At 74.9% G+C, this 26,468-nt stretch carries 28 protein-coding genes and 1 riboswitch; of the genes, 9 read left to right on the top strand and 19 right to left on the bottom strand.

Annotated elements, in window-relative coordinates; all coding sequences use genetic code 11:
* Positions 1-15 precede the first annotated feature (15 nt).
* The 4 genes from ACU4ZT_RS03475 to ACU4ZT_RS03460 form a co-directional block, all read right to left on the bottom strand.
* The gene (locus ACU4ZT_RS03475) at positions 16-1,404 is read right to left on the bottom strand and encodes an HAD-IA family hydrolase (RefSeq protein ID WP_063070138.1); all 1,389 of its coding nucleotides are present in this window, start codon (positions 1,402-1,404) and stop codon (positions 16-18) included.
* On the bottom strand, positions 1,401-2,618 hold the full coding sequence (locus tag ACU4ZT_RS03470) for an FAD/NAD(P)-binding protein (protein WP_063070137.1): 1,218 nt from the start codon (positions 2,616-2,618) through the stop codon (positions 1,401-1,403). Before ACU4ZT_RS03470 ends, ACU4ZT_RS03475 begins: the two co-directional genes overlap by 4 nt.
* Complete coding sequence (locus ACU4ZT_RS03465) at positions 2,608-3,870, bottom strand: aspartate aminotransferase family protein (RefSeq protein ID WP_063070136.1); 1,263 nt, start codon at positions 3,868-3,870, stop codon at positions 2,608-2,610. Before ACU4ZT_RS03465 ends, ACU4ZT_RS03470 begins: the two co-directional genes overlap by 11 nt.
* A gap of 154 nt (positions 3,871-4,024) precedes the next feature.
* Positions 4,025-4,627 carry a VOC family protein gene (locus tag ACU4ZT_RS03460; RefSeq protein ID WP_414748347.1) on the bottom strand — a complete coding sequence of 201 codons (603 nt, stop codon included), beginning with the start codon at positions 4,625-4,627 and terminating at the stop codon, positions 4,025-4,027.
* Positions 4,628-5,063: 436 nt separating this feature from the next.
* Between ACU4ZT_RS03460 and ACU4ZT_RS03455 the strand changes: the two genes are divergently transcribed.
* Positions 5,064-5,456, top strand: a complete 393-nt coding sequence (locus tag ACU4ZT_RS03455; RefSeq protein WP_175345437.1) for a hypothetical protein — start codon at positions 5,064-5,066, stop codon at positions 5,454-5,456.
* Positions 5,457-5,605: 149 nt separating this feature from the next.
* On the opposite strand, the gene ACU4ZT_RS03450 is transcribed toward ACU4ZT_RS03455, so the two are convergent.
* Positions 5,606-6,247 carry a GNAT family N-acetyltransferase gene (locus ACU4ZT_RS03450; RefSeq protein WP_063070135.1) on the bottom strand — a complete coding sequence of 214 codons (642 nt, stop codon included), beginning with the start codon at positions 6,245-6,247 and terminating at the stop codon, positions 5,606-5,608.
* Positions 6,248-6,317: 70 nt separating this feature from the next.
* A complete protein-coding gene (locus ACU4ZT_RS03445) occupies positions 6,318-6,995 on the bottom strand; it encodes a hypothetical protein (protein WP_445337913.1) in 678 nt (225 codons plus the stop codon).
* 146 nt (positions 6,996-7,141) lie between these two features.
* On the opposite strand from ACU4ZT_RS03445, the gene ACU4ZT_RS03440 reads away from it, so the two are divergent.
* The 4 genes from ACU4ZT_RS03440 (at position 7,142) to ACU4ZT_RS03425 (ending at position 11,266) form a co-directional block, all read left to right on the top strand.
* Complete coding sequence (locus ACU4ZT_RS03440) at positions 7,142-7,810, top strand: response regulator transcription factor (protein WP_063070133.1); 669 nt, start codon at positions 7,142-7,144, stop codon at positions 7,808-7,810.
* Positions 7,807-9,294: a sensor histidine kinase gene (locus ACU4ZT_RS03435; RefSeq protein ID WP_445337911.1), complete on the top strand. Its 1,488-nt coding sequence runs from the start codon at positions 7,807-7,809 to the stop codon at positions 9,292-9,294. Before ACU4ZT_RS03440 ends, ACU4ZT_RS03435 begins: the two co-directional genes overlap by 4 nt.
* 40 nt (positions 9,295-9,334) lie before the next feature.
* Positions 9,335-10,273 (top strand): alpha/beta fold hydrolase, encoded by a 939-nt coding sequence (locus ACU4ZT_RS03430; RefSeq protein WP_063070131.1) that lies wholly within the window; start codon positions 9,335-9,337, stop codon positions 10,271-10,273.
* A gap of 126 nt (positions 10,274-10,399) precedes the next feature.
* Positions 10,400-11,266, top strand: a complete 867-nt coding sequence (locus tag ACU4ZT_RS03425) for a 3-hydroxyacyl-CoA dehydrogenase (protein WP_445337908.1) — start codon at positions 10,400-10,402, stop codon at positions 11,264-11,266.
* A 22-nt stretch (positions 11,267-11,288) separates the two neighbouring features.
* Here ACU4ZT_RS03425 and ACU4ZT_RS03420 read toward each other — a convergent pair whose 3' ends face one another.
* The gene (locus ACU4ZT_RS03420) at positions 11,289-11,717 is read right to left on the bottom strand and encodes a BLUF domain-containing protein (protein WP_445337906.1); all 429 of its coding nucleotides are present in this window, start codon (positions 11,715-11,717) and stop codon (positions 11,289-11,291) included.
* A gap of 156 nt (positions 11,718-11,873) precedes the next feature.
* Between ACU4ZT_RS03420 and ACU4ZT_RS03415 the strand changes: the two genes are divergently transcribed.
* Positions 11,874-12,410: a P-loop nucleotide/nucleoside kinase family protein gene (locus ACU4ZT_RS03415; protein ID WP_414748353.1), complete on the top strand. Its 537-nt coding sequence runs from the start codon at positions 11,874-11,876 to the stop codon at positions 12,408-12,410.
* 20 nt (positions 12,411-12,430) lie between these two features.
* Here ACU4ZT_RS03415 and ACU4ZT_RS03410 read toward each other — a convergent pair whose 3' ends face one another.
* The 11 genes from ACU4ZT_RS03410 to ACU4ZT_RS03360 all read right to left on the bottom strand — a co-directional run bounded on the left by ACU4ZT_RS03410 (position 12,431) and on the right by ACU4ZT_RS03360 (position 20,379).
* On the bottom strand, positions 12,431-13,108 hold the full coding sequence (locus ACU4ZT_RS03410; RefSeq protein ID WP_445971905.1) for an energy-coupling factor transporter transmembrane component T family protein: 678 nt from the start codon (positions 13,106-13,108) through the stop codon (positions 12,431-12,433).
* A gap of 41 nt (positions 13,109-13,149) precedes the next feature.
* Positions 13,150-14,637, bottom strand: coding sequence for an ABC transporter ATP-binding protein (locus ACU4ZT_RS03405; protein ID WP_414748355.1), 1,488 nt, complete (start codon positions 14,635-14,637; stop codon positions 13,150-13,152).
* 2 nt (positions 14,638-14,639) lie between these two features.
* On the bottom strand, positions 14,640-15,251 hold the full coding sequence (locus ACU4ZT_RS03400) for an ECF transporter S component (protein WP_270980076.1): 612 nt from the start codon (positions 15,249-15,251) through the stop codon (positions 14,640-14,642).
* Positions 15,248-15,877, bottom strand: coding sequence for a YkoF family thiamine/hydroxymethylpyrimidine-binding protein (locus ACU4ZT_RS03395; protein ID WP_063070124.1), 630 nt, complete (start codon positions 15,875-15,877; stop codon positions 15,248-15,250). The genes ACU4ZT_RS03400 and ACU4ZT_RS03395 overlap by 4 nt, the downstream gene beginning before the upstream one ends.
* A gap of 56 nt (positions 15,878-15,933) precedes the next feature.
* A riboswitch (TPP riboswitch) is annotated at positions 15,934-16,042 on the bottom strand.
* 62 nt (positions 16,043-16,104) lie between these two features.
* A complete protein-coding gene (locus tag ACU4ZT_RS03390; protein WP_270980080.1) occupies positions 16,105-16,734 on the bottom strand; it encodes a DUF2812 domain-containing protein in 630 nt (209 codons plus the stop codon).
* Positions 16,731-17,054, bottom strand: a complete 324-nt coding sequence (locus ACU4ZT_RS03385; protein WP_063070122.1) for a PadR family transcriptional regulator — start codon at positions 17,052-17,054, stop codon at positions 16,731-16,733. The genes ACU4ZT_RS03390 and ACU4ZT_RS03385 overlap by 4 nt, the downstream gene beginning before the upstream one ends.
* Positions 17,055-17,198: 144 nt before the next feature.
* Complete coding sequence (locus ACU4ZT_RS03380) at positions 17,199-17,600, bottom strand: hypothetical protein (RefSeq protein ID WP_270980082.1); 402 nt, start codon at positions 17,598-17,600, stop codon at positions 17,199-17,201.
* The gene (locus tag ACU4ZT_RS03375) at positions 17,597-18,211 is read right to left on the bottom strand and encodes a hypothetical protein (RefSeq protein WP_270980083.1); all 615 of its coding nucleotides are present in this window, start codon (positions 18,209-18,211) and stop codon (positions 17,597-17,599) included. Before ACU4ZT_RS03375 ends, ACU4ZT_RS03380 begins: the two co-directional genes overlap by 4 nt.
* Positions 18,212-18,292: 81 nt before the next feature.
* Positions 18,293-18,421 (bottom strand): hypothetical protein, encoded by a 129-nt coding sequence (locus tag ACU4ZT_RS03370; protein ID WP_011931910.1) that lies wholly within the window; start codon positions 18,419-18,421, stop codon positions 18,293-18,295.
* 92 nt (positions 18,422-18,513) lie between these two features.
* The gene (locus tag ACU4ZT_RS03365; RefSeq protein ID WP_063070119.1) at positions 18,514-19,803 is read right to left on the bottom strand and encodes an adenylosuccinate synthase; all 1,290 of its coding nucleotides are present in this window, start codon (positions 19,801-19,803) and stop codon (positions 18,514-18,516) included.
* A 99-nt stretch (positions 19,804-19,902) separates the two neighbouring features.
* Positions 19,903-20,379: a DUF3151 domain-containing protein gene (locus tag ACU4ZT_RS03360; protein ID WP_063070118.1), complete on the bottom strand. Its 477-nt coding sequence runs from the start codon at positions 20,377-20,379 to the stop codon at positions 19,903-19,905.
* A gap of 121 nt (positions 20,380-20,500) precedes the next feature.
* Between ACU4ZT_RS03360 and ACU4ZT_RS03355 the strand changes: the two genes are divergently transcribed.
* Positions 20,501-21,667 carry an exonuclease SbcCD subunit D gene (locus tag ACU4ZT_RS03355; RefSeq protein ID WP_445337901.1) on the top strand — a complete coding sequence of 389 codons (1,167 nt, stop codon included), beginning with the start codon at positions 20,501-20,503 and terminating at the stop codon, positions 21,665-21,667.
* Positions 21,667-24,729 carry an AAA family ATPase gene (locus ACU4ZT_RS03350; protein ID WP_445337899.1) on the top strand — a complete coding sequence of 1,021 codons (3,063 nt, stop codon included), beginning with the start codon at positions 21,667-21,669 and terminating at the stop codon, positions 24,727-24,729. The genes ACU4ZT_RS03355 and ACU4ZT_RS03350 overlap by 1 nt, the downstream gene beginning before the upstream one ends.
* Here the strand turns inward: ACU4ZT_RS03350 and ACU4ZT_RS03345 are convergent.
* The gene (locus tag ACU4ZT_RS03345) at positions 24,722-24,925 is read right to left on the bottom strand and encodes a hypothetical protein (protein ID WP_011931895.1); all 204 of its coding nucleotides are present in this window, start codon (positions 24,923-24,925) and stop codon (positions 24,722-24,724) included. The two genes, ACU4ZT_RS03350 and ACU4ZT_RS03345, sit on opposite strands and share 8 nt — an antisense overlap.
* Before the next feature lie 277 nt (positions 24,926-25,202).
* Here ACU4ZT_RS03345 and ACU4ZT_RS03340 point away from each other — a divergent pair, with 277 nt between their 5' ends.
* Positions 25,203-26,381, top strand: coding sequence for an AraC family transcriptional regulator (locus ACU4ZT_RS03340; protein ID WP_063072323.1), 1,179 nt, complete (start codon positions 25,203-25,205; stop codon positions 26,379-26,381).
* Positions 26,382-26,468: the final 87 nt, after the last annotated feature.

The following is a 26,468-nucleotide window of genomic DNA, read 5'->3' as shown; positions in this document are numbered from 1 at the left end:
GGGTGGATGGCAGGATCATGCGGCGGTGCTCGCGACGACGGCGTCCGCGAGGTCCTCCAGCGAGGCGGTGACCGTGCCGGGCCAGGTCACCCGGGAGTGGACCTCGATGCGCACCGGATGCATCCCCGCCACGAGCGCCCCGACCAGCTCCGCGTCCGACCCATCGCCCACGAAGAGCGTCGCGTCCGGCTCCGCGTGGAGGGCCGCCATCGCGGCGCGGAACGCCCGGGGGTCGGGCTTCATCACCCCCGTCTCGGCGGACAGCGCGACCGCGTCGAACGCCGAGGTGAGACCGGATGCGTCGAGCATGTCCCGCACGTCGGAGCTGCAGTTCGACACGAGGCCGAGGCCCATGCCGCTGTCCCGGATGCGCCCGAGCTGCCGGACGATCCGGGGCGCGGCGAGCTCGAATTCGCGGCCGTGGATGGCGCGCCGCGCCGCGAGCGCCTCGCGTCGGCGGGTGGACGACCAGCTGCGGTCGAGGAGGCTCGCGAGCTCGTCGAGGTAGCTGCTGACGTCTCCCGTCTCGCGCGCGAACCGGGTCGCCTGCCACGGGGTGCGGAGCAGGCGCGGATCCTCCCCCAGGCTCTCGCACAGCGCGGCGAACGCGTGGTCCTTGGTGCTGCGCGGCAGGTCCACCAGCGTCTCCCAGAGATCGAACACGATCCACCGGATGTCGGACCGGGCGAGCACCGCGCGTGGATGGGGGGCGTGCGGCACGAGCAGGGGCCGCTCCCACAGCGTGTTGTCCACGATGACGTCGGCGTGCTCCCGGGGCGGGTGGGCGCGCAGGTGCTCCTGCTGGCCGGGTATGTACTTCTCGTGGTACTTCCGCATCACGTCGGGCCCCTGCTCGGGGACGTCGCGCCGGAAGCCGCGGTCGAGCATCTCCTGCGGATCCACGTGGAGGTGGACGACGCGGTCGAGGTGGGCTCGGAGCTCGTCCCGCAGCAGGAAGATCCCCTCCACGATCACGATGTCGCCGGGCCGCACGCGGTACTCGCGTTCGATCGAGTAGGTGTCCGTCGCGAGATCGAGATGGCGGAGGCGCGTCTCGAGCGATCCGGCCTGCCGCAACGGGGCGAGGACCTCGGCGACGAGCCGCCGGGTGTCGATGCTGCGCGTCAGGTACGCGTCGCGCTCCGACAGGCTGCTGTCGTACCGGACGCTGCGGGGGTTGTGGAAGTCGTCGACGTGCACCACGGTGCAGCGTCGGCCCGCCCGCACGACCTCGGCGCGGACGGCCTCTGCCAGGCGGCTCTTCCCCGATGTGTCCGGACCGGTGATCCCGAGGAGGAAGGGCCTGTCGGTGGCGGCGCGCGCCACCGCATCGGCGGCGATGGCCTCGGCGGACGCGGCCTCGGCGGACGCGCCCTCGGCGGTGGGGCGGGGCAGCGCGCTCACGACGTGCCCGCCCTGGCCGGGTCGAGCAGCCCGCGCAGGCGATCCGACAGGTGCGCGTAGAGGTCTTGGCCGTACTGGGCGTTGTCGCGGTGCCCGGGGGGCGTCGGATCCAGGCGCAGGGCGGTCACGTCATCACGCCGCCGCCCCTCCACCAGGAGTCGACCCCGGACGTCCGCGTCCACGCGTCGCCGGGAGTCGGCGGCCCGGAGGACCCCCTGCCCGCGCATGGTCAGCACGGGCGCGCGACCCACGTATCCGAGGGCCTGGACGATGAGCGCCGCCTCGCCGAGCCGGTCGGCCTCGTGCTCCACGTCGGTGTCCCGCACGAGCTGCACGTCGGGCACGGCGCCGTCCCACAGCCTCGTGTAGAGGAGCTTCGACTCGTGTCGGAGACCGGTGTCCCGGAACACCGCGCCCGTGACGCCGCAGACCGCCTCGGGCGTCGCGAGGATCTCCCGCTCGGGCACCTGGGACCGGCGCGCCTCCTCCAGGGACCCGTAGAACAGACGCGCGGGAGAGCGCTCGAGGACCTCGATGCGGTGCCCGGCGAACGTCCTCGGGTCGGCGGCGCGCATGTCGAGGAGCACGCGGAGCGCGGACATGGCGGAGTGGGAGGATCCCGCCACCACGATCGGCGCACCGGGTCGCGCGCGCACGAGCTCCAGGATCCGGGGCCTGGTCCGCGGATCGAGCACGCGACCGGAGAGCAGCGTGGTGTCGGGCCACGGCGCGAGCGCCGGATGCGGCGGCTCCCGCCGTCCGGTCGCCAGCACGACGTGCCGGGCGCGGAGCGTCTCGCCGGAGGTCAGGCTCACCGAGGGGTGCGATCCCCCGATCTCCACCTCCGACGCGTGCCGGCCGGACAGGACGGCACCGTCGGGCAGCGCGGACGTGACCGCCTGCCCGATCCGGTCGAGCGCGGCCGCGAGCTCGCGCAGGTCCACGGGTCCCTCCGCCGTGGCGACCTCGCGCACGACCGGGGAGCGCCACAGCTCCGGCCAGTCCCCCGCCAGGTCCACGTCCTTGAGGAAGCGCGCGCCGACGGACGTGCTGAGGATCCCGTAGTCGTGGTAGTCGCCGCCGCCGAGGCTCGGGCGGCGCTCGACGATGCCGAGGCGCGTGCCGAGCAGCCACGGCGCCGACGCGAGGAACGACGTCGTCCGGAAGCCGCCGCCGACGAACAGGATGTCGAGATCCGGCTCCTCAGCCCGCATGGGTGGCCAGCAGGGCGTCGAAGCGGTCGCAGATGAGGTCGGCCTGCTCCATGGTGAGGATGAGCGGGGGCCGGATCTTGAGCACGTTGCCCCGCCCGTAGCGCGACGTGCGCAGGATCAGGCCGAAGTCCATGGCCCGACGAGCGAGCTCGTTCGTGAGCGCGACGTTGGGGCTGCCGTCCGCATCCGCGATCTCCACGCCGATCATGAGACCGAGGCCGCGCACGTCGTCCATGAACGGGTACCTCTTCTTCATCTCGTGCAGGCGCGCCAGGATGCGCGCGCCCGTCGCCCGGACGTTCGCGAGGAACGCCTCGTCGTCGATGATGTCGAGCGTCGCGTTCGCCGCGGCGGCGGCCATGATGTTCGAGCCGTACGTGAAGGAGTGCTGGTCGCTGGGCAGGTCCGCGAGCTCGTCGCTGGCGAGGATCGCCGCGACCTGCGCTCCGGAGCCGCCGAGTCCCTTGGCGACGGTGATCGCATCGGGCTCGACACCGAAGTGCTCGGCGGCGAACATCCGCCCGGTGCGCCCGATGCCCGTCTGGATCTCGTCGAGGATGAGCTTGATGCCCATGTCGTCGCAGAACTGCCGGAGCTTCTGGAAATACCCCATCGGGGGGATGATGTTCCCTCCGTTACCCGATATCGGCTCGACCAGGAAAGCCGCGACGCTGCCGCTGCTCGCGTATTCCATGAAGTCGTAGAGGCGCTCCGTGCAGAGCGACCCGCATGATGCGGCGTCCTGCGCGTAGAAGCACCGGTGGCAGTAGGGGTCGGGCACCTGGAGGGAGTTGTGGAAGAGCGTCTGGAACGGTTCGCGTCGGAAGGCGTTGCCGGACATGCTCGTCATCATCATGGTCTGTCCGACATGCGCGCGGAAGAGCGTGATGACGTCGCGCTTGCCCGTGGCGCGCTGGGCCATCTTGATCGCGCCCTCGTTCGCCTCCGAGCCTCCGGAGACCTTCAGGTGGGCGCGGGTGATGGAGGACGGCGCCAGATCCACCAGGCGGCGGGAGAGATGGTTGATCTGATCGGTCTGGAAGCTGCTGGTCACGTGCACCAGCCGCTCCGCCTGATCCTTGATGGCGGACACCACGGCGGGGTGCGAGTACCCCAGGCTGAGGTTGAAGGTGGCGGATGCGCAGTCGAGGAAGGCGTTCCCCTCCTCGTCGAAGAGGTACACCCCCTCGCCGCGGACCATCTTCTGCTCGGAGACCGGGTAGTACACGGCGCCAGGATCCGTGCCATGCATTTCCTGAAGGGACACGTGCGCACCTGCAATCGATTCAGTGAGGACTCGGGAGCCGCAGCGGAAAGGCGCCACCCGACGGCCGGCGCGACGGGGACACGACTCGTCCCGCATTCGCGTCACCGTGGAAGCGCGCTGCGACCCATCGAGTAAAACATCATCCTCGAAGGGTGCGAACCCCCCAAGGAAGGGTATTCCCGGTATTTCGAAAACGCACCGCGGGCCGGCGCTCGCGGTATCGTGCGGGCCGCCGTGGAATGGATTCCCGGCTGGCGGCGGCGGCCGCCGGTGGAGGGAGCCGGGCAGCGGGATCGTCGGCGGCGACGAGCTCCACCTTGAAGCGCTCGGCGTCCTCGAGGAACGCGGCGCGGTGGTCCGGTCCGCCGGCGAACGGGTGACGGTCGGCGTAGAGGCGCGCCCAGCCGTGGTCGGGCGCCGCGTCCCAGAGCCGGTCGACGTCGGCCGCGGATCCGGCGTGGAAGGCGAGGTGGCTGAGGCCCGCGCCGCGGCGGTCGTGCGCGGCGTCGCGGGGTGCGCGGGCGATCACGACGTACGCGTCGCCGAGGCGGAGGCTCGCGCCGTCGGACCAGCGGGCGTCCTCCCGGTAGCCGAGCTCGCCGAGGATCCAGCCCCACGCCGCCAGCGCCCGGTCGAGGTCGCGCACCTGCAGCTCCACGTGGTGGAGCGATCCCCGGGCCGGACGTCGGGCCCCGACCCCGGAGTCGTGGTCGCGCGTCGGCTGCGTGCCTCCGTCGCCCATCACTCCCCCTGCCGTCCTCCCGAGGGTACGCGGCGGGCGCGTCCGCCCGCCGACCTCGACGCGCGGGCCCGCGACGCCCGCCGACGCCGTAGGGTGAGGCCGTCGCCCTGCATCACCGGGGCCGAACGACGTGCCGACCGGACACCCGAGTCCCGTGCGCGGTCCCGCCCCGATGCCCGCGCCGACCACCCACCGGCCGCGACGCTCCGCTGCTCCTCGCAGCATCGGGTGTCCGCATCCTCCGACCGGCGACGACGCCGGACGGATCGCGCGGACGTCCCCCCTATGCGCACCACGGAGGCATGGAATCGTCCACGTCCGCTGCTACCCCGCCGTCGACGCCGCCCGCGTCCACGCGAGCCCACCCCCGCCCGACGCCGCCGAACCCGGCAGCCGCAGCTACCTCGACTTCGCCGTCACGACCGAGGAGGCGGGGGTGCACTCCGTCACGGTGACCTACGACCACGCCGCCGAGGTCCCGCTCGCGCTCGGCTTCGCGCTGGACCGCGCGCAGACGCGCACCGTCCGCTACCCGCCGCTGGAGCCCGGGGCCGCGCGCCGCTCCACCACGCTCGACCTGCGCATGGAGCGGGGGCCCGCGGTGATCCGCGTGGCCGAGGGGACCGCGGGGACGCCGCTGCGGGTGCACTCCATCCGCATCACCGGGAGCGACGCCGGGCCCGGGCCTGCGCCCGCGGGCATGGCGCTCCTGACCGCCCACCGGGACGGCGCCGTCCGCGTCCCGACGGCGGCGCGGCGCCCCCGGACCGGACCGCATCCGCGCCCCCGTCCGGCCCCCGGCACGCCGCGCCGGCCTCCCGCGGGATAGCTCCGCCGGAGTCCCGAGCGTGCGCGCGCATGCAGGTCTCGGGCCGGATGCCCGGCGCATCCGGATCGCCGGACGCCATGCGGATCGCCGGACGGCGCCCGCCCGCCGACGTCGTCAGGCGCCGGACATGCCCGTGACGAGGATCCGGCTCATGCGGGCGGCGTGCGGAACAGCACCGGGCGGTCCTCGTGGGCGGCGATGCGCGCGTCGAGGCCGGCGCGGACGGTCGGCCACTCGTCGACGAGGATCGAGTGGACCGCGGCGTCTCGCCAGGTGCCGTCGGCGCGGCGCTGGTCGCGGCGGCGCACGCCCTCGAGCGTGGCGCCGAGCTTCCGGATCGCGGCGCGCGAGCGGTCGTTGCGCGCGTCGGCCTGGAGCTCGACGCGGCCGAACCCGGAGTCGAACGCGAGGCCGAGGAGGAGGCGCTTGGCCTCGGCGTTGACGACGGTGCCCCAGACGCGCGGGTCGTACGCGGTCCAGCCGAGGTGGATCCGCTCGCGCCGCACGTCGAGGTCGGTGAGGGTGCTCGTGCCGACGAGCGTCCCGTCGTGGGGGCCGCCCACGAGGATCACGGCGTACGGCAGGTCGTCCCAGCGGAAGTAGCCGCGGGCCCACTCGGCGAAGGCGTCGGGATCCGCGCGGAGGCCCGCCGCGCCGCCGCCGAAGCCGCCCGCGAAGACCGCGGGGTGCGCGATGGCGGCATGGAGGGCGGGCACGTGCTCGGGCGTGAGCGGATCGAGGCGGACGTGGGTGCCGACGAGCGGCACGGGCGCGGGGATGCTGGCGGTCACGCGGCCAGCCTGGCAGAGGTCCGGCCGGGACCCGCGGGTGTCGCGGGCCCCGGCCGGACGGTGGATCCGGTCAGCTGCCGGTCGTGGGCGCCGGCGTCGTGGCCGAGCCGCCGCCGGACTGCTGCGGGGCGGCCGGGGCGGCCGGCGCGGTGGCGCCGCCGGTCGTCCCCGGGGCCGCGGGAGCGGCGGGCGGGGTGGGTGCCGTGCCGTCCTTGCCGACCGGCGGGGCGGGCGGCGCGCAGCCGTCGGCGGGCGGGGCCGGCACGGTCGCCGTGGATCCGTCCGCGTTGGTCGGAGGCGTGGGCGGGGTGGGCGGCGTGGCCGGCGTGCCGTCCGCGTTCGTCGGCGGCGCGGGCACGGTGGCGGTGGATCCGTCGGCGTTCTTCGACGGCGTGGGCGGCGTCGGCGGGGCGGGCGGCGTCGCCGGCGTCCCGTCCGCGTTCGTCGGCGGCGCGGGCACGGTGGCGGTGGATCCGTCGGCGTTCTTCGACGGCGTCGGGAGCGCGGGCGGCGTGGATCCGTCCGGCAGCGCGGGCGGCGCCGGGCAGGTGGCGGTCGTGCCGCTCCCGGATCCGGTGGCGCCGCTGGTGTCGCCGCCGTTCCCGTCGGCGAACGCCGCCGAGGAGAGGAGCGCGACGAGGCCGAGGGAGGCGCCGGCGATGCCGACGGCCATGCCCGCGCGGCGCTTCCGCGGCGCTGGCTTCTGCGTGCCGCGGCCCTTCTCGAAGACCGTGATGGTGTCGTCCATGGTGTTCCTTCCGTGTCCGCCGCGGCGCGGGATGCGCCGGGTCGGTACTGCCAGGCTCGGCAGCGGATCTGAAGTCCTGCTTAAGTTCCGCGTCCCGGGCGGACATGCGGCCGGGATCGCCCATCCGGGCCTCCTAGGGTCGCCTCATGCTCCCTCCCGCACGCGTCCTCGTGGTGGAGGACGACGAGGCCATCCGCGCCGCCGTCGTCTCCACCCTCACCGCCGAGCGCTTCGTCGTCCGCGGCCTCGCCTCGGGCGTCGAGCTCGAGGAGGAGGTCAAGGGCTTCCTGCCCGACCTCGTGGTGCTCGACTGGATGCTCCCCGGGCCGAGCGGCATCCAGCTGGCCGAGCGGATCCGCCGCTGGAGCGACGCGAGCGTCATCATGCTCACCGCGCGCGACGCCGTCGAGGATCGCCTGCGCGGCTTCGGCCAGGGCGTCGACGACTACATCGTGAAGCCGTTCGCGCTCGCGGAGCTCGTGGCCCGCGTCGGCGCGGTGCTGCGGCGGCGCGGCCGGCTCGCGAGCGTGGTGGAGATCGGCGACCTGCTGGTGGATCCCGACTCCGGCCTCGCGCGCCGCGGCGGCGAGGTGCTCGACCTCACCTCCATCGAGTTCCAGCTGCTCGCCTACCTCGCCGCGCACCGCGGCCGCACGCTCTCCAAGACGCAGCTGCTCACGCAGGTGTGGGGGTACGACCACGCGGATCCGAACCTCGTCGAGGTCCACATCAGCGCGCTCCGCAAGAAGATGGAGGCGCGTGGGCCGCGGCTCCTGCACACCGTCCGCGGGCTCGGCTACCGGGTGGAGGCGTGAGCGCGGTCGCCCGCGCGCGGCGCCTGGCGCACCGCCGCGCTCCCGCGCGCACGCCGGACGCTCCGCTCCGCACGGGCTCGCTCCGCACCCGCACTGTCCTCGCCGTGCTCGCGCTCCTCGCGGTGCTGCTCGTGGCGCTCTCGCTCACGGTGCAGACGATCCTCGGGGCGCAGCTGCGGCAGCAGATCCAGGACCGGCTGGCCGACCGCGCGTCCGCGGCCGCGGCGCTCGTGGGCGTGCTCGACGACGACGCGCTCGCCGAGCGGCTGAGCGCGCAGGGCGTGGCCGTGCAGATCACGACCCCCGACGGCGGGGCCGTCTCCGTGCGGCCCGGCCGGGATCCGCTCGGGGCCACGCTGCCCGGGCCGGATCCGCTGGGCGACGCGCGCGGATCCGTCACCGCCCCGGCCACGCCGCGCGCCGACGCGGTCTCCGTCTCCGCGAGCTCGGTGCGCTCCACCGCCGACGGCATCACCCTCCGCTCCGACCTCAGCGACGGGACGGTGCTCGAGCTGTCGGCGGGCACCGGATCCGTGGACGACACGCTCGCCTCCCTCCGCGGGATCCTCGCCGTCACCTCGCTCGTATTCCTCGCGCTCGCGGCGGTGGCGCTCGTCGTCGTGGTCCGCGGCACGCTCCGCCCGCTCGAGGTCATGACGGGCGTCGCCCGCTCCATCGGCCGCGGCGACCGCGGCCGCCGCCTCCGCCCCACCCGCCCGACCACCGAGCTCGGCCGCACGGCCGTCGCCTTCGACGAGATGCTCGACGACATCGAGCACGCCGAGCGCCAGGCCCTCGCGGCCGAGGCCCGCATGCGCGCCTTCGTCGCCGACGCCGCCCACGAGCTGCGGACGCCCGTCGCCGGGATCCGCGCCTCCGCCGACGCCCTCGTGCGCACCGACCCGAGCGCCGAGGAGCGCGAGCGCCTGTCGGTGCACGTCGTGCGCGAGGCGATCCGCGCGGGCCGCCTGGTCGAGGACATGCTGATGATGGCGCGCCTCGACGAGGGCCTCTCCGTCGAGGGACGCCCGGTGCGCGTCCCGCCCGTGCTGGAGGCCGCGGTCGCGCAGCAGCGGGCGCGGACCCCGGGCATCCGGATCGACGCCGACGTGCGCGGCGCTCCCCCGGCCGTGCGGGCGGATCCCGACCGGCTCGCCCAGATCCTCGACAACCTCCTGCAGAACGCGGCCCGCTACGCCGCGGCCGAGGTGCGCGTGGCGGCGGAGGCGGCCGACGACGGATCCGTGCACGTCACGGTGTCCGACGACGGCCCCGGCGTCCCCGACGCCGACCGCGAGCGCGTCTTCGACCGCCTCGTCCGCCTCGACGACGGCCGCGACCGCCAGCACGGCGGCGCCGGCCTCGGCCTCTCCATCGCCCGCGCGCTCGCCCGTGCCCAGGGCGGCGACCTCGTCTGCCTGCCCGCCGTCCCGGGCGCGGGCGCCCGCTTCCGGCTGACGCTGCCGGTGGTGGATGCGGCCTGACGACCGCGCCGCCGCCGCACCCCCGGCCTACGCTGACGACATGAGCACCGACGCCCACGCCCCGCGCACCCTGTCCGAGCACCGGCCGAAGGACGCGGAGGACCTCGTGATCGAGGTCCCGGCGGCGCGGCTGTCGGCCGTGCGCGTGCCCGCCCGCACGGGGGATCCGGCGACCGCGCCCGTCGCGCTGCTCGTGCCGGGCTTCACCGGGTCGAAGGAGGACTTCTTCCCGCTGCTCGGCCCGCTCGCCGACCGCGGCTTCACGGTGGTGGCGTTCTCGCAGCGCGGGCAGTGGGGATCCACCGGCCCCGGCCAGGCCGAGCCGCCCGTGGACGCGTCGGGCTACGAGCTCGAGACCCTCGGCCAGGACGTGCACCACGTGGTCGACGCGCTCGCGGGCGTCGGTGGATCCGGCGGCCGTCACGTCGCGACCGATGCCGCCCCCGCCGCGCCGCTCGGCCCCGTGCACCTCCTCGGCCACAGCTTCGGCGGCGTCGTCGGCCTCCAGGCCGTGATCCGCGATCCCGGCCGCTTCGCCAGCTACACGCACTGGAACTCGGGCCCCCGCAGCCGCGGCGAGCGGTCCGAGCAGATCGCGGCGGTCCGCGCGTCGGGCAGCGCCGGCCTCTGGCCGCTGTGGTTCCTGCCCGAGCAGCTCGACGGCGCCGACCCCGAGGTGGAGTGGTTCCGCACCCGCCTGTTCGGCACCGCGTCGGCGCAGCTGCTTGGCGCGCTGGAGATCATGCAGGCGCAGAGCGACCGTGCCGACGAGCTCCGCGCCACCGGCCTCCCCGTGCTCGTGTCGCACGGCGACGCCGACGACGCGTGGCCCCAGGACTGGCAGCGCGACATGGCCGAGCGCACGGGCGCCCGCTACGAGGTGGTCGCCGACGCGGGCCACTCCGCCCAGGTCGACCAGCCGGAGGCGAGCGCGGAGCTCCTCGCGGGATTCTGGCGGGGCGCGACGCCCGCCAGCTGAGGAGAACGAGCCCGAGCCGGTGGGCGGCTGACTACCGTGACGCGGACGTCCGCGCGCGAAGACCGCCGGGCGGCGTCCGGCACGCGCTCCTCGTGGGTCGCGTCACCCCACCCCAGGAGGACCCGCATGTCCGAGATCCAGACCCTGGCCGTGCTGGGGATCGGCACGCTCGGCTCGCAGATCGCCTTCCACGCCGCGTTCCGCGGTCGGCGCGTCACGGCCTACGACATCAGCGAGACGGCGCTCGACGCCTCCCGACGGCGCCTGGCCGGGCTGCCCGCGGCGTACGTCGAGGATGCGGTGGTCGGCGCCACGCCGAGCAGCACGGCGGCCGCGCTCGCCTCCCTCCGCATCACGACGGACCTGGCCGAGGCCGTGCGGGACGCGGATCTCGTCATCGAGGCGGCGCCGGAAGTGCTCTCCGTGAAGAGGGAGCTCCATCACGCGGTCTCCCGTCTCGCGCGGGACGACGCGATCATCGCCACGAACTCGTCGTACATGGTGCCGAGCGATCTCGTCGACGTGGTGCACCTGCCCGGCCGGTTCCTGGCCCTGCACTTCGCGAACCGCATCTGGCGCTACGGCACCGCGGAGATCATGCCCTCCCCCTCGACCGATGCGGCCGCCGTGGAGGCCGTGCGTCGGTACGCAGCGGACACCGGGATGACGCCGGTCGTGATGACGAAGGAGAAGCCCGGGTACGTGCTCAACACCATGCTGGCGCCGTTCATGCGCGCCGCCGCCGAGCTCCTCGTGGGCGGGTACGCCGACGTCGAGACCATCGACGCGACCTGGCGCACCGCGACCGGCTCCCCGTACGGCCCGTTCCAGATCTACGACGTCATCGGCCTCCGCAACTCCTACGCCACCGCGCGCATGTCGGACGATCCGACGGTGCGGGCCTGGGCCGAGTACCTCCACGAGAACTACGTGCGGCACGGCAAGACGGGCGTCGAGACGGGCGAGGGGTTCTACCGGTACCCGGGCGGGTGAGGCCGGCGTCGGGCCCCGCCCCTCAGGACAGCCGGCCGGTGTCCTCCTGGAACCTGCGGATCAGCTCGCGGAGCGCGGGCCGGATGGCGTCGTCCGGGCGCTCGCCCTCGAGGTTGTCGAAGGTGTCGCGGTAGCCGGGGATCCGCTCGGCCACGCGGGCGTCGTACTTCGCCATGCCCATCGTCCAGTCGGGGAACTGACGCTCGGTGATCCGCTCCTCCATGAGCGTGGCGATCCGGCCGTGGCGGTCGTCGGCGAGGATCGCGGCCATGCGCTCGCGCACGTCGTCCTCCTCGCCCTCGATCAGCTGGAGGAAGCGCCCCTGGCGGTGGACGAGGAGGCCGGTGAGCCCGTGCGCCGCGTTGGTCGCGCGGCTCTGGGCCAGGAGCTGCGCGAGGTCGACGTCGTCGAAGGACCGCTCGGCGGTGCTGGAGTAGACGATCGAGAGCATGGGGTCCTTCCGCGTGCGCGGGGAAGCGCGTCGTGGGACGGGGCCGGATCCCGCCGCCCCTCCAGCCTGGTCCTCCGGCACGCCGGCGGCCAGGGCGGACCGGGATACGTCGCCGGACGGATGCCGTCGGCGCCACGCCGCCGATAGCCTCCGGCCATGATCATCTGGCTGAACGGCACCCACGGCGTGGGCAAGACGACGACCTCGCGGCTCGTGCAGGAGCGGATCCCCGACAGCCGCGTGCTCGACGCCGAGAAGGTCGGCGAGGTGCTCATGGACATCCGGCCGCCCCTCCCGCAGCTGGACGACTTCCAGCACTGGACGCCGTGGCGCCCGCTCGTGGTCGAGACGGCGCGGCGCGTGCTCGACTACGCGGGCGGCACGCTCGTCATGCCCATGACAGTGCTCGTCGAGGCCTACTGGCGCGAGATCAGCGCCGGCCTCGCCGCGCACGGCATCCCCATCCGCCACTTCGTGCTGCACGCGGACACGGCGACGCTCCGCGACCGGATCCAGCACGATGCGGACCTCGGCCCGTCGGCCTTCCGCTTCTCCCGCGTGGAGCCCTACGAGGAGGCGGCCCGCACCTGGCTGCACGCGGAGGCGGAGGTCGTCGACACGTCGCGGATCACCCCGGCCGAGGCGGCCGACCGGATCGCGGGCGCGGTCCTCGTCGGGGCGTCCGGCGCCTGATCCGCCGGCGGGCCCGCGCGTCAGCCCCGCGACCTCCGTCGCCACACCGTGCGCGGCTCGAGCCCGAGGCCCCGGGCCTCCAGAGACTGCGCGACGCGGGCCGACCGGCGGATGCACGACACCAGCAGCGCGAACGCCGCCGCCGCGAAGGGTCCCCGCCGCGGACGACCGCGCCGGTCGAGGGGCGCGCGCACGGCCTGCGCCGCGCGGATCGTCGCCCACTCCGCGGGGAGCCGCTGGAGCATCCGCTGACCGGCGAGCACCGCGAAGGTCACGCGCGCGGGCAGCCGCAGGTCGAGGTGCAGGCTGATCATGAGGTCGACCGGATCCACGGCCGCCAGGAACGCGACCGACAGCGTGCCGAGCGCGAGCGTCCGCAGGGCGAGCGCGGCGCCCATGTCGAGGCCCTCCTCGGTGATCCGGAACGCCCCCGCCCGCGCGAGCACCGCGCCCGGCCGGCTCATCGCGTTCACCAGCAGGATCCCGAGGGCGAAGCCGCCGAATGCGAGCTGCGCGCGGAGGACGGCGCCGACGCCGACGCGCGCGCCGACGAGCGCCAGCGCCACGGCGAGCACGAGCACGCCGAGGGCGACGGCCGGATCCCGCACGGCGATGAGCGCGGCCGACACCGCGAACAGCCCGGCGAGCACCGCCGACGGGTTGCGCCGGGCGAGCCAGCTCGCGCGCGGCCCGCTCACGCGTGGCCCGCTCGCGCCGAGGCCGCTGACGACCGGGCCGCTCACGCGATCCCGCCCGCGACGAGGAGGGCCGGCGACGCGACGAGCGCGTCCACCCCGCCGTCGTGGATCACCGTGCCGCGCCCGAGCACCACGGCCCGCGTGGCGTGACGCCCGATGAGCGCGAGGTCGTGGCTGGAGAACACGACCGCGCGCGTGCGCGACGCATCGGCGAGCGCCCCCATGGCCGCCTCGGCATCGCGGCGGTCGAGCCCGAAGGTGGGCTCGTCCGCGAGGAGCACCGGCCGGTCGTGCACGAGCATCGCGGCGAGGCTCAGCCGCCGCTTCTCCCCGCCCGACAGCCGGTGCGGCGACGCGTCCCGCACGTGCTCGAGGCGGTGGCGGCGGAGCGCGTCGTCGATGCGCGGGTCGTCGTCCGCGAGGCCGACGGCGATCTCGTCGCGCACGCTGGCGGCCACGAACTGGTGCGCCGGATCCTGGAACACCATGCCGGGCCGCGCCCCCGCGACACTCCCGGCGACCGGGGGAACGAGCCCGGCGAGGGTCCGCAGCAGGGTCGACTTGCCGGATCCGTTCGCCCCGATGAGCGCCACCAGCTCGCCCGGCCGGAGCGCCAGGTCGACGCCCGCGAGCACGGGCGGGAGCGGATCCGGCGCGCGGCGGAAGCGACGCGGCCGCACGGCCGCCGGGTGCACGGCGAGCCCGACGGCACGCAGCACCGGCTCCGCCGCGGGGGCCGCGAACGCGCGCGGGACCGGCGTGTGCGCGTCCGCCGCCCACCCCGGCACCCAGCAGCCGGACTCGGCGAGCGCCGCCGCGTGCTCCCGCAGCACCTCGTGGGTGGGGCCGTCGGCGAGGAGCCGGCCGGCGGGATCCAGCGCGATGGTCCGCGCCGGCAGCCCCTCCGGCCCGAGCGCGTCGAGCCGGTGCTCCACCATCAGCACGGCGACCTCCGCCGGCAGCCGCGCGATCGCGTCCCGCACGGCGCGCACGCCCGCGGCGTCGAGCATCGCGGTCGGCTCGTCGAGCACGAGGAGCGCGGGCCGGGCGGCGAGCGCGGCCGCGATGGCGACGCGCTGCGCTTCTCCCCCGCTCAGCCGGTCCGTCTCCCGGTGCCGGAGGTGGCCGGCGCCCACGGCCTCGAGCGCCTCGTCGATGCGGGCGTCGACCTCCGCCGGATCCACGCCGTGGTTCTCGAGCACGAGCGCCACGTCCTGCTCGACCGTGGGCAGCACGACGGCGGCCGACGGATCCTGCGCCACGAAGCCCACGTGCCGCACCCGGTCGAGCACGGGCGCGTCCACGAGCCCCGCGACGGTCGCGCTCCCCGTCATGGTCGCGTGCACGGAGTGCGGCACCACGCCGGTGACGACGTGCAGCAGGGTCGACTTGCCGGATCCGGACGGGCCGATCACGAGGATCCGCTCCCCCGCCCCGATCCGGCAGGTCACGTCCCGCAGCACCTCCCGCGAGCGGAACGCGACGCCCACCCCGTCGAGCGCGACGACGGGGCCTCGCGCGTCCGTCACCCCTACGTCCGGCCGACGGCGAAGTCGTCGACCGCGCCCGTGCGGACCAGCGCGTCGACGATCACCTTCGCCAGCAGGCCGCCGAGCACGACGCCGGAAGCCACCTGGATCACGAGCCGCACCCAGAACAGTTCGGTGCCGTACCAGTCGGAGCGGAACGCCGAGAAGAAGAAGACGAGCAGCGCGCCGAGACCGCCCGAGACCGCGTAGTGCAGCCAGCCGTAGCGGCGGTAGCGTCCGGCCGCGAACGGGATCTCGCTGCCCGCGCCCTGGATCGCCGCCGACACGAAGAGGATCGGCCCCACGGCCGACCCGAGGAACACGACCTCGATGACCGACGCGATCACCTCCGCCGCGACGCCCGCGAACGGCCGCCGGATGACGGCGATCGCGATGGGCGCGACGAGCAGCCAGCCGCCGAGCAGCACGTGCTGGGTCAGGTCGCCGAGCGGCCCGGCCGCGACCGACAGCGCGGTCCAGCCCTGCACGAGCACCCAGTAGAGGAAGCCGAAGACCACGCCCAGCGTGACGAGCAGCACGATGTCGCGGAGGTCCCAGCGCGCGCGGCGCGGGGCGGTGGGACGCGGATCCCGCGCCTCGACGGGCGCGCTCATGCGCCGGCCGTCCGGCTCGGGCTGTTCAACGAGACGGTGAGGTGGCTGGTGACGTGCGCCACCGAGCGGCCCACGAGCACCCAGCCGGCGGCGGCCGTGGTGATCACGTCGGCGAGGTCGCCGCGGAGCGCCGTCACGAAGTGCTGCGACCCGGCGAAGGTGCCGACCGTGCGGGCGTGGTCGATGGCCGCGTGGATGTCCTTCATGTGATCCGCCGAGGCCGCGTCGGACAGCGGGTACAGCGCCCACTGCGCGGACGCGGCGATCCCGGTGGCGTCCGCCGCCGGCACCTCGCCGACGCGCACGACGCCCGTGCCGCACGCGACCTCGCCCGGGCAGCCCCGCGAGAACGCGATGGTCGCCTGCACGTGCGCGCCGGATCCGGCGGCGTGCGCGAGCAGGGCGACGAGCCAGCGGACGATGTCCTGCTCGGACCCGCCGACGAACGTGCTCACGTCGTCGGTCTCGACGACGAGGCCGTCGGCGGGCGTCGCGGCGAGCGCGCCGAGGATCACGTCGACGAAGTCGTCGCGCATGACGGCGAGGCTGAGCCGGGCGCCGACGCCGAACTCCTCGGGGGTGGGCGCCGCCTCGAGGCGGGTGGTGGGGGATGCGGTGCTGGTCACGCGCGTGCCTTCCGTGGTCGCGGATGCACGGGTGGGACGCGCGCGGATGCGCGGTCCCTCAAGAGATGCCTCCCTGCGCTGGCATGATCCAGATCAGGTTCTTACGGTCGAAGACTGGTGGTCTTCCTCTCAGCCCGGCCTACCGGACTCCCGTGTTCGGGATGACCATACCGCCGCCGCGACGGAGTCGGCGCGACGCCGGGCCTGGCCGTGGAGGACGGTGGGACCTACGCCTCCGCCGCCGCCGCGACCGCGCGCCGATAGAGGATCCCCTGCCGCACCGCCGTCACGAGCATCACGACGCACCCGACCACGAGGAGCAGCGGCAGTCCCACCCGCATCGCCACGAACACCGACTCGAACAGGAACGCGCCGGCGAACCGCCACCCCTCCATCTCCCAGAGGCCGGGCGTCAGGTACCACTCGTCCGGGCGCAGGATCGCGCGGACGCCGGATCCCTCCGTCGCGGCGAGGACGAACACCACCACCAGCAGCGGCAGGAGCACCGCCGCGTTCACGTCGAGCGCGCGCTTGTACCGCTCGGCCCGCGACCGGGCGTCGGAGAAGATCTCGGCGTCCGCATCCGCCGTCGTGGACGCGAAGTGCTGCGTGCCGCTCCTGCGGCTGCCGCTGATGTGCCTCCAGCCCGCGTCGGCGAAGAGCTGCACGTAGTCGGCGAAGTCGGCCGCCGTCATGCTCGGCCGGTAGTCGATCCGCACGACGGCGGATCCGGGCTCGATGTCCGTCGACGTGTAGACGAACCCGCGCCTCCGCATCAGCCGCCCCTCGGCCGCCATCCGGTCGAGCCAGCGCTCCTCCTCGTCGAAGTCGACGAAGAACCTGATCACCATGGTCATCCCTCCCTGCTCCCCCGGCCGCGGTCGTGCAGCCGCACGAGGTGGGCCATGCGCTCGGCGTCCTGCGCGAGCACCTCGGATCCCCGGTCGGTGATGAGGTACACCTTGCGCCGCGGATCCTCGCTCGCCACCCGGGTGATGAGCCGCTGCTTCACGAGCGTGTCGAGGGCGCCGTAGAGCGTCCCCGGCGCGAGGCGCACCGCGCCCTCGCTCATCTCCTCGACGCGCGCCATGATCGCGTACCCGTGCGCCGGCTCGCGCAGGGCGAGCAGGATGCAGGCCACCGTCTCGGTGAGCGGCAGCAGCGGGTCCCTCGTCATCGCGCCCTCCTCATATCGTCCGACTGTACAGTCGGACGATATACAGCGCAACGGAATAGCCCGATCGGGGGCGTCCTACCGCTCGACGACCAGCCGCCGTGACACCACCTGCTGCGCGAGCCGCGAGCCGCGAGTCGTGCAGCGCTATCCAGCCACCACCGCGGACGCGATCTCCAGCAGCGCCTCGTGTGCGCGACGCGCCCTGGCCACGTCGTCCGAGGAGACGGGGCGATGCGCGTAGCCCGCCTTGGTCTTCAGAGCGAGCAGCCTCTCGAGGTGCTTGGCCGCATCCGGGTCCGCCCGGCGGAGCATCGCCACCGACTCCTGGTGGTTGCCCGTCGGGGAGTACTCACCGCTCGCGACGATCGAGATGACGTCCCCGGAGGCGATGCCGGAATGCACCGCGAGGGTGACGTAGGCGTCGCCGAACTCGTCGGCGTCGTCGGAGGCCGCGTCCGCGAACAGCTCCGCGGCGTCCGCGAACTGCCTCGCCTTGCGGAATCGACCGTCCGCTTCGGTCCGCCCTGCTTCGCGAGCCGGTGTCATGCCGCTCCGACCTCCTTGCGGAAGCCCGCCGCGCTTCCCGTCAACACGATCCCCTCGTCGGCGATCGACCTGAGCAGCGGCTCCTCCGCGGCCGCCCCGCGGATGTCGTCGCGACCGTACTCGATGATCCGTGGATCGTTTCCCGTCCACCGATGGATCCGGCGTGCGAGCTCCGAGACGTCGTCGGACCATTCGTCGGAGGCGGGCCGATCCCGGACGAGCAGCAGGTCGAGGTCGCTGTCGAGCCGCATGGAGAGCCGCGCCCCCGAGCCGAAGAGGACGGCGAACAGGGGTGCGACGCGGAAGGCCGCGAGGGAGGCCCGGATGCGGTCGTGGAGCTCCCGATCGAGACGCGCGAGCTCCAGGATCGCCGGAGCTGCGAGATGGTCCCGGTTCAGCTTGTGCAGCACGGCCTTCCCGGCCGACTGGGTGTCGACCACGCCTTGCTCCGCCAGCCGGCGCAGGACCCGGCGGATGCCCTCGGGCGATCCCGAGCCCGCGAGGCTGCGGATCCGCGCGACCGTGAACCACGAGTCCGACCGGGCGAGCACGCGGAGGACGTCTCCATCGATCGTGGGAGTGATCGTGCGGAACGGATGCTGCAGTTGCATGCCCAGGATCGTAGTCGATCGCCAACTATCCTGGTCGATCGATCGGGTCTGACCTGATGCGCGCGCGAGCCTCGGGGCGTCCTACCGCTCGACGACCAGCCGCCGCAGCTCCGCCGACGACACGTAGCCGAAGCGGTGCAGCTCGCGCCACGCCGCCACGTACTGCTCCTGGCCCATGTCGAGATCCGCCTGGAGTCGCTCGCGGTTCATGGTGCGCGCGTCGGCCCGGCTGAGGAAGCGCGCGAGGTCGGCGGCGTCCGTGCCGAGGCGGGCGTCGTCGGCCCAGCCGTCGTGGATCAGGGTCAGGCCTCGAGGAGGTCGTGCAGCACGACGACCTGCTCGCGCTCCGGGCCCACGCCGACGGCCGAGATGCGGGCGCCGCTCATGCGCTCGATGGCCATCACGTAGTCCTGCGCGTTCTTCGGCAGGTCGGCGAAGGTGCGGCAGCCCGTGATGTCCTCCTGCCAGCCCGGCAGCTCCTCGTAGACGGGCGTGGCGTGGTGGAAGTCGGACTGCGAGACGGGCACCTCGTCGTGGCGCACGCCGTCGACGTCGTAGGCGACGCAGACCGGGATGGTCGCGAGGCCCGAGAGCACGTCGAGCTTGGTGAGCACGAAGTCGGTGACGCCGTTGATGCGCGCCGTGTAGCGCGCGATGGGCGCGTCGTACCAGCCGCAGCGGCGCGGGCGGCCGGTGGTGGTGCCGAACTCGAAGCCCTTGGCGCGCAGGTACTCGCCCGACGCGTCGTGCAGCTCGGTGGGGAACGGGCCGGCGCCGACGCGGGTCGTGTACGCCTTGACGACCGCGATGATCCGCTCGAGCCGATTCGGCGCGACCCCCGAGCCCGTGGCCGCGCCGCCGGACGTGGCGCTGGAGGACGTGACGAACGGGTACGTGCCGTGGTCGATGTCGAGCATGGTGGCCTGGCCGGCCTCGAAGAGCACGGTCTTGCCCTCGTCCAGCGCGGCGTTCAGCTCGAGCGACGCGTCGCCGACCATGGGCCGCAGGCGCTCGACGTAGGAGAGCAGGCTCTCCACGATCTCGTCGGCCGAGATGGCGCGGCGGTTGTAGATCTTGACGAGCATGTGGTTCTTGGCGTCGAGGGCCGCCTCCACCTTCTGGCGCAGGATGTTCTCGTCGAAGAGGTCCTGGATCCGGATGCCGACGCGGTTGATCTTGTCGGCGTACGTAGGCCCGATGCCGCGGCCGGTGGTGCCGATCTGGCGCTTGCCGAGGAAGCGCTCCGTGACCTTGTCGATGGTGCGGTGGTAGTGCGTGATGACGTGCGCGTTCGCGCTGACGCGGAGGCGCGAGACGTCCACGCCGCGGGCGGCGAGTGCGTCGAGCTCGTGGAACAGCACCTCGATGTCGACGACGACGCCGTTGCCGATGACGGGCACGACGCCCGGCGTGAGGATGCCCGACGGCAGCAGGTGCAGCGCGTACTTCTCGTCGCCGACGACGACCGTGTGGCCGGCGTTGTTGCCGCCGTTGAACTTCACGACGTAGTCGACGCGGCTGCCGAGGAGGTCGGTCGCGCGTCCCTTGCCCTCGTCCCCCCACTGGGCTCCGATGATCACTACTGCGGGCATGGCTCACTCCTCGTCGGGGCGGGTCGGTCGGGGTGGATCGGGTGGCGTGCGGTGGTGCGGGCGGAGCTGCGGTGCGGGGTGCTGCGCGGAGCGGGCGGGTCAGTCCTGGCCGCGGATGACGATGGCCTCCGTGGGCGGGAGCGCCCCGGCGGTCGCGGCCTCGATGTGGCCGGCGGCCGTGGGATCCGCGTCGCGCAGGAAGGCGCTGAGGCGCGAGACCTCGTCCTCCTCGCCGATGGCGGCGGCCGCGCGACGCAGCGCGTAGAGGGAGCGGAGGACGCCGCGGTTCGGCTCGTGGCTCCACGGCACGGGGCCCTGGCCCTTCCAGCCGGACTTGCGCAGCGAGTCGAGCCCGCGGTGGTAGCCGACGCGCGCGAACGCGTAGGAGGCGATGCGGTCGCCCTGCACGTACGCGGAGTCGGCGAGCAGCGCCCAGACGAGCGACGACTGCGGGTGGTCGGCCGCGATGGCGCCGAGCGTGTCGTGATCGCCGTCGGCGTTCGCGATGCGGGCGGCGACCTCGGGCTCGTCGGCCAGGCGCGTCTCGGGGACGCCGAGCAGGTTCTCTCCAGTCACACTCGATCCTACCAAGGCGGTCCGGCCGGTCCTCCTGCGGCAGCCGCCCGGGCGGCCCGGCCGTGTCGGCGCCCTCCGGTAGCGTGACGGGCACCGCCGGCAGCCCCACGGAAGGACCCGCGTGCGCATCCTCCACACGAGCGACTGGCACCTCGGGCGCACCCTCCACGGCGAGGACCTGCACGCGCATCACGCCGCGTTCCTCGACCACCTGGTCTCACTCGTGGAGGAGCGGCCGGTGGACGTGGTGCTCGTCGCCGGCGACGTCTACGACCGCGCGGTGCCGGGCGTGCCGAGCGTCACGCTGCTCGGCGACGCGCTCGCGCGGCTGAGCGCGCACGCCACCGTCATCGTCACGCCCGGCAACCACGACTCGGCCGCGCGCCTCGGGTTCGCGTCGGGGCTGCTGCGCGACGGCCTGCACATCCTGGCCTCGGTCGAGACGCTGGATCGGCCCGTCGTGGTGGAGGACGCCGACGGGCCGGTGGCGTTCTACGGGGTGCCGTACCTGGATCCGGATGCCGTGCGCGCGTCGCTCGCCGCCGCCGGCGCCCCTCCCCTGCCGCGCTCGCACGAGGCCGTGCTGGGCGCGGCGATGGACCGGGTGCGCGCCGACGCCGCCGGACGACCGGAGGCGCGCGTGGTCGTGGTCGCGCACGCCTTCGTCACGGGCGCGGCGCCCAGCGAGAGCGAGCGGGACATCCGCGTGGCCGGGTTCGACCAGGTGCCGGCGTCGGTGTTCCGGGGCGCGGACTACGTGGCGCTCGGGCACCTGCACGGGGCGCAGGAGGTGCGGGCGGCGGGATCGGCACGGCCCGTCATCCGATACTCCGGCTCGCCGCTCGCCTTCTCCTTCGGGGAGCGGATGCAGCGCAAGTCGAGCGCGCTCGTCGAGCTGCGGGCCGACGGGTCCACGACGGTCGAGCTGATCGACGCCCCCGTGCCGCGGCGGCTCGACGAGGTCACGGGCACGCTCGCGGAGATCACGGACGGCAGGCACGCCGACCTCGCCGACGCGTGGCTGCGGGTGCACGTGACGGATCCGGTGCATCCGGCCCACCTCGTGGCGCGTGTGCGGGAGGCGCTGCCGCACGCGCTCGTGGTGCTGCACGAGCCGGAGGGGCGCGTCGAGGGCGTGCGGTCGCGGGTGGTGGACGCCACGACGGATCCGCTCGAGGTCGCCGCCGACTTCGTGGAGCACGCGACGGGCGCGCCGCCCACCGACGCCGAGGCGCTCGTCCTCCGCCAAGCGTACGAGCAGGCCCTCGCCGCGGACCGGAGCGCCTGATGGACCTGCACCGCCTCACCCTGCGCGCCATCGGTCCGTTCGCCGGCGAGCACGTCATCGACGTGGCCGAGCTCGGGAGGTCGGGGCTGTTCCTCCTGGAGGGGCCCACCGGATCCGGCAAGTCGACGCTCATCGACGCGATCGTGTTCGCGCTCTACGGGTCGCTCGCGAGCGAGGGGTCGAGCCGCGACCGCCTGCACAGCCACCACGCGGCGCCGGGCGTGGAGCCGTACGTGGAGCTCGTGTTCGAGACGGCCGCGGGCATCCACCGGGTGCGCCGGAGCCCGCAGCACCAGCGCCCGAAGGCGCGCGGCACGGGGACCACGAACCAGAACGCGACCGCGAAGCTGTTCCGGCTGTCGTCGCCCGAGGCCGACGCGGGCGAGGTGCTCGGCACCAGCACGCAGGAGGTGGGCACGGAGATCGCGCGCATCGTGGGGCTCACGCGCGCGCAGTTCGTGCAGACCGTCGTGCTGCCGCAGGGCGAGTTCGCGGAGTTCCTGCGCTCGACGGGCGAGCAGCGGCGGCTGGTGCTGCAGTCGCTGTTCGGCACGGCCGTCTACGACGTCACCGCGAAGCAGCTCGCCGAGATGCGGACGGCCGCGAAGGCGCGCACCGACGCGGCGGACGCGAAGGTGGCGGAGGCGCTCACGGGCCTCCGCGAGGCGACGCGCGTGGAGGCGCTCGCGGTCGACGACGCGGCCGACACCGTGCGGCTCCTGGCCGAGCTGGCAGATGCGGCGGACGCGGCGCGCGAGGAGGACGAGGCCGCGCGGCGCCGGACGGCGGCGGCGCTCGCGGAGGCGGAGCGGATCACCCGGGCGCTCGAGCGGCGCCGCTCGCTCATGGCGCGCGCGGAGGCGCTGCGCACCGAGGCCGACGAGGTCGCGCGGCTCGCGGCGCGGCTGGAGGAGGCGCGGCGGGCGGAGGCGGTCGTCGGGCCGCTGGCCGCGCGCGACCGCGCCGAGGCGGCCGGGGAGCGGGCGCGCACCGCCGAGGACGCGGCGCGGACGGCGTGCCGGGAGGCGCGGCCGACGCTCGCGGACGCTCCCGCGACCGACCTCTCCGCGCGACGTGACGCCCTGGTCGCGGAGCTCGCGACCCTCGCCGACGCCGAGGCGCGCGAGCGCGGCCTGCCCGGTCGACGGTCCGAGGTGCGCGCCGCCGAGGCCGCCGTCGCCGCGCGCGAGGCGGAGGCCGCCGCGGCCGAGGAGACGCTCGAGGAGCGGCCGGCCGCGCGGATCCCGCTGGTCGAGGCGCGCGATGCCGCGGCCGGAGCGGCGGGCGGCATCGAGGCGGCGCGCGCTGCGGTCGCCGACGCGGAGGCCACCCGACGGAAGGCCGCGGCGCTCGTCGCGCAGGACGCGCGGATCACGGCGGCCCGGGCCGCGCTGGACACGAGCTCGGCCGCCGCGGGCGATGCCGTGCGGCACGAGGCGGAGCTGCGCCAGCGCAAGGTCCGCGGGCTCGCGGGCGAGCTGGCGCGCGAGCTGGTGGCGGGCGCGCCGTGCCCGGTGTGCGGATCCACGGAGCACCCGCTCCCCGCCCCGAGCGCCCCCGGGCACCCGGACGACGACGAGATCGACGCCGCCGCCGACGCGCGCGAGCGGGCCGGGCGCGCGCAGGCCGAGGCCGCGGCGGCGCTGGCCGCGGAGACGGCGCGGCGCGAGGCCATGGCCGCCGAGCTGGACGGCGTCACGCGCGAGGAGGCGGAGCACGAGGTCGCCGACCGCACCGCGCGCCTCGCCGAGGCGGAGGCCGCGGGCGGCGCGCTGCGGGAGGCCGAGGCGCGGCTCGCGGCCCACGACGCCGACACGGAGCGGATCCGCGTCCGCCGAGAGGACGCGCGCGCCGCGCTCTCGGGTCTCCGCGAGCGCGTGAGCCGGGCGCGCGAGCGGCTCGCGGAGGACACGGAGGCGGTGCGCGCGGCGCTGCGCGCGGCCGGCGTCGACCCCGGGATCGCACCCGCCGACGCCGCCCGCACCGCCGACGCCGACGGGCCCGGCGACGGCGACGCCGACGCCGACGCCTCCGCCACCCCGCGCGTCGCCGCCCTCGTCGCCGACCGCGCCGACGAGCGCGCCCTCGTCGAACGGCTCCTCGCGCTCGCGGCCGACCGCGCGCGCACGGCCGCCGACGCGGAGGCACGCGCCGCGGAGCTCGCCGACGCCCTCGCCGCCCGGTCGTTCGCGTCGGAGGACGACGCCCGCGCCGCCGCCCTGCCGCCGGCCGAGCTCCCGGCGCTCGCGCAGCGGGTCGCCGCGCACGAGCGGGAGCAGGCGGTGGTCGCGGCGGGCCTGGTGGATCCGGAGGTCGCGACGCTCACGGGCGCCGAGGACGCGGATCCGGCCGCCGCCCGCACCGCCGCGGACGCCGCCGAGGCCGCCGCCCGCGCCACCGCCGAGCGCGCCGCCCGCGCCCGCGATCGCGCCGACCGGAGCGCCGCCGCCCTCGCCCGGCACGACGTCGCGCGCCGCGCGAGCGCGCAGGCGGGCGAGGAGGCGCGCGCCGCCATCCGCATGTCCGAGGTCGCGAACGCCACCACACCCGAGAACACCCGCGGCCTCACGCTCGGCACGTACGTGCTGCTCCGCCGCTTCGAGGACGTGGTGCAGGCGGCGAACGCGCGCCTGCGGATCATGTCGAGCGGCCGCTACGAGCTGGAGGTGAGCGAGGAGCGGGAGGCGACGAGCAGATCGCGGAAGACGGGCCTGGCACTGCAGATCCGCGACCACGTCACCGACCGCGTGCGCGAGCCCGCGAGCTTCTCCGGCGGCGAGACCTTCTACGCGTCGCTCAGCCTCGCGCTCGGCCTCGCCGACGTCGTGCAGGCCGAGGCGGGCGGGCTCCAGCTCGGGACGCTGTTCGTCGACGAGGGATTCGGCACGCTGGATCCGGAGACGCTCGACGCCGTCATGTCCGAGCTCGGGCGCCTCTCCTCCGACGGCCGCACGGTCGGCATCGTCAGCCACGTGGAGGAGCTCAAGCAGCGCGTCGCCGACCGGATCGAGGTGCGACGCCTCCCGGACGGCTCCTCGACGCTCACGTCCACGGTCAGCTGAACGGGTCGCGCCGCTTCGCCGCGAGGTGCCGCCGCCAGTAGAAGGTCGCCCCGCCGCCGAGGCCCGCGGCCAGCACGAAGGCCACGACGCCCACCACCCCGAGGCCGCCGCCGGTCTGCACGGTGACGACGCCGAGCGCCACCATCACGAGGCACGAGCGCAGCAGGATGAAGGCCAGGGACCGGTCGCTCGTCATGCGGCGCCTCTCGGGAGTCGGGGCGCAGGGGTCGCGCGCGGGACGAGCCTACGGGCCGGCGCCGTGCGGATCCCGCGCACGCGGGTCCACGGCATGACCACCGTCCGGGGGACACGCGTTCGCTCAGCGGATAGCCGCGGAGCGCGCACCCGCTCTCCCATGGGCCCGTGCCGAACCACAGGACGCCTCCCGAGCCGCGGAGGCCCCTCCCCGCAGGAGCGCCATGCAAGATGAGCGGGAGGGTGGAGACGAACGACACCCAGAGACATCGGGGACCATGACGACCACGCTGACACCCACCGGAACGAGGGATCCCTCGCGCCGCCCGCGCACGCCGCAGACCGCTACGGTCGATGACGCCCTCGCGACGCCGGTGGCGACGGACGCCGTCGACGCCGCTGCGGTCGTCGCCGCGGCCACCGCGATGATCGACTCCGCAGCCGACGACGCCGCCGCAGCCGCCCCCGTCGACCTCCGCGAGGCCCCCGACCGCTCCCCCGCCGACGCCGAGCCGGACCCGTTCGTCCGCGCCGTCATGGCGGGCGCCGACATCGACGAGGCCACCGCGAGCTTCGGGCCCGTTCTCGAGGGGATCCGGTTCGCCCGCGACCGCCGCACGAACTCCTTCTCCTACCGCTACGCCGTCCTCGGCAGCGAGCGCGTGACCCTCCGCACCTCGCGCATCGCGGGCACGCAGTGGGCCGAGAGCCCGCAGCGGCCCGAACACGTGGTCACCTGGTTCCTCGAGGGGCAGATCACCGTCGACCGCGGATCCCGCGCCGTCTCCTCCCAGGGCCAGCTCCCGTTCCTCTTCCCCACCGGCCGCCCGTTCCAGTACCAGGCGAGCTCGACCCGCCAGAACTGCGTGCACCTGGACGCGGCGTTCCTCGAGGAGACCGCGACCGAGTTCCACCACGGCCCCGCCCGTCCGCTCCTCTTCGAGCACCGCAGCGTGCCGACCGCCGAGACGGCCGCCGTCTGGCGCCGTGCCGTGGCCGCCGCCGCCCCCGTCATCACGGATCCCGACGCGTCCCCGCTGATGCGCCTCGAGGCCGACCTGGCGATGGCGCGCGCGACCCTCCGCCTCTTCCCGTGGGACGACGTGGAGCTCCCGTCCGAGCTGCGCGCACCGCGCATGGCGCACATCCGCGTCGCCGTGGAGTACCTGCACCACAACGCGCACCTGCCGATCACGCCCGCCGAGGCCGCGGCCGCTGCCGGCATCTCGACGCGCGTCCTCCAGCTCGCGCTCCGCCGCCACCACGGCCAGACGCCCACGGAGTACCTGCGCGGGATCCGCCTCCGCCGGGTGCGCGCCGAGCTCCTGGACGCGACGCCCGCCACCACGACCGTCCGCAGCGTCGCCGAGCAGTGGGGCTTCGCGCACCTCGGCAGGTTCGCGGCGTCGTACGCCTCGGCCTTCGGCGAGCTCCCCAGCGAGACCCTCCGGAGCTGACGCCGGCACGGGAGGCGCGGGCGTCGACTCCCGAGACCGTGAGTGCGCTCAGCAACTTGCACACGACTGTGCAAGATAGCTAGCCTG

It is taken from the genome of Clavibacter davisi (assembly GCF_052751415.1).
This window is presented reverse-complemented; position numbering and strand designations above follow the sequence as displayed.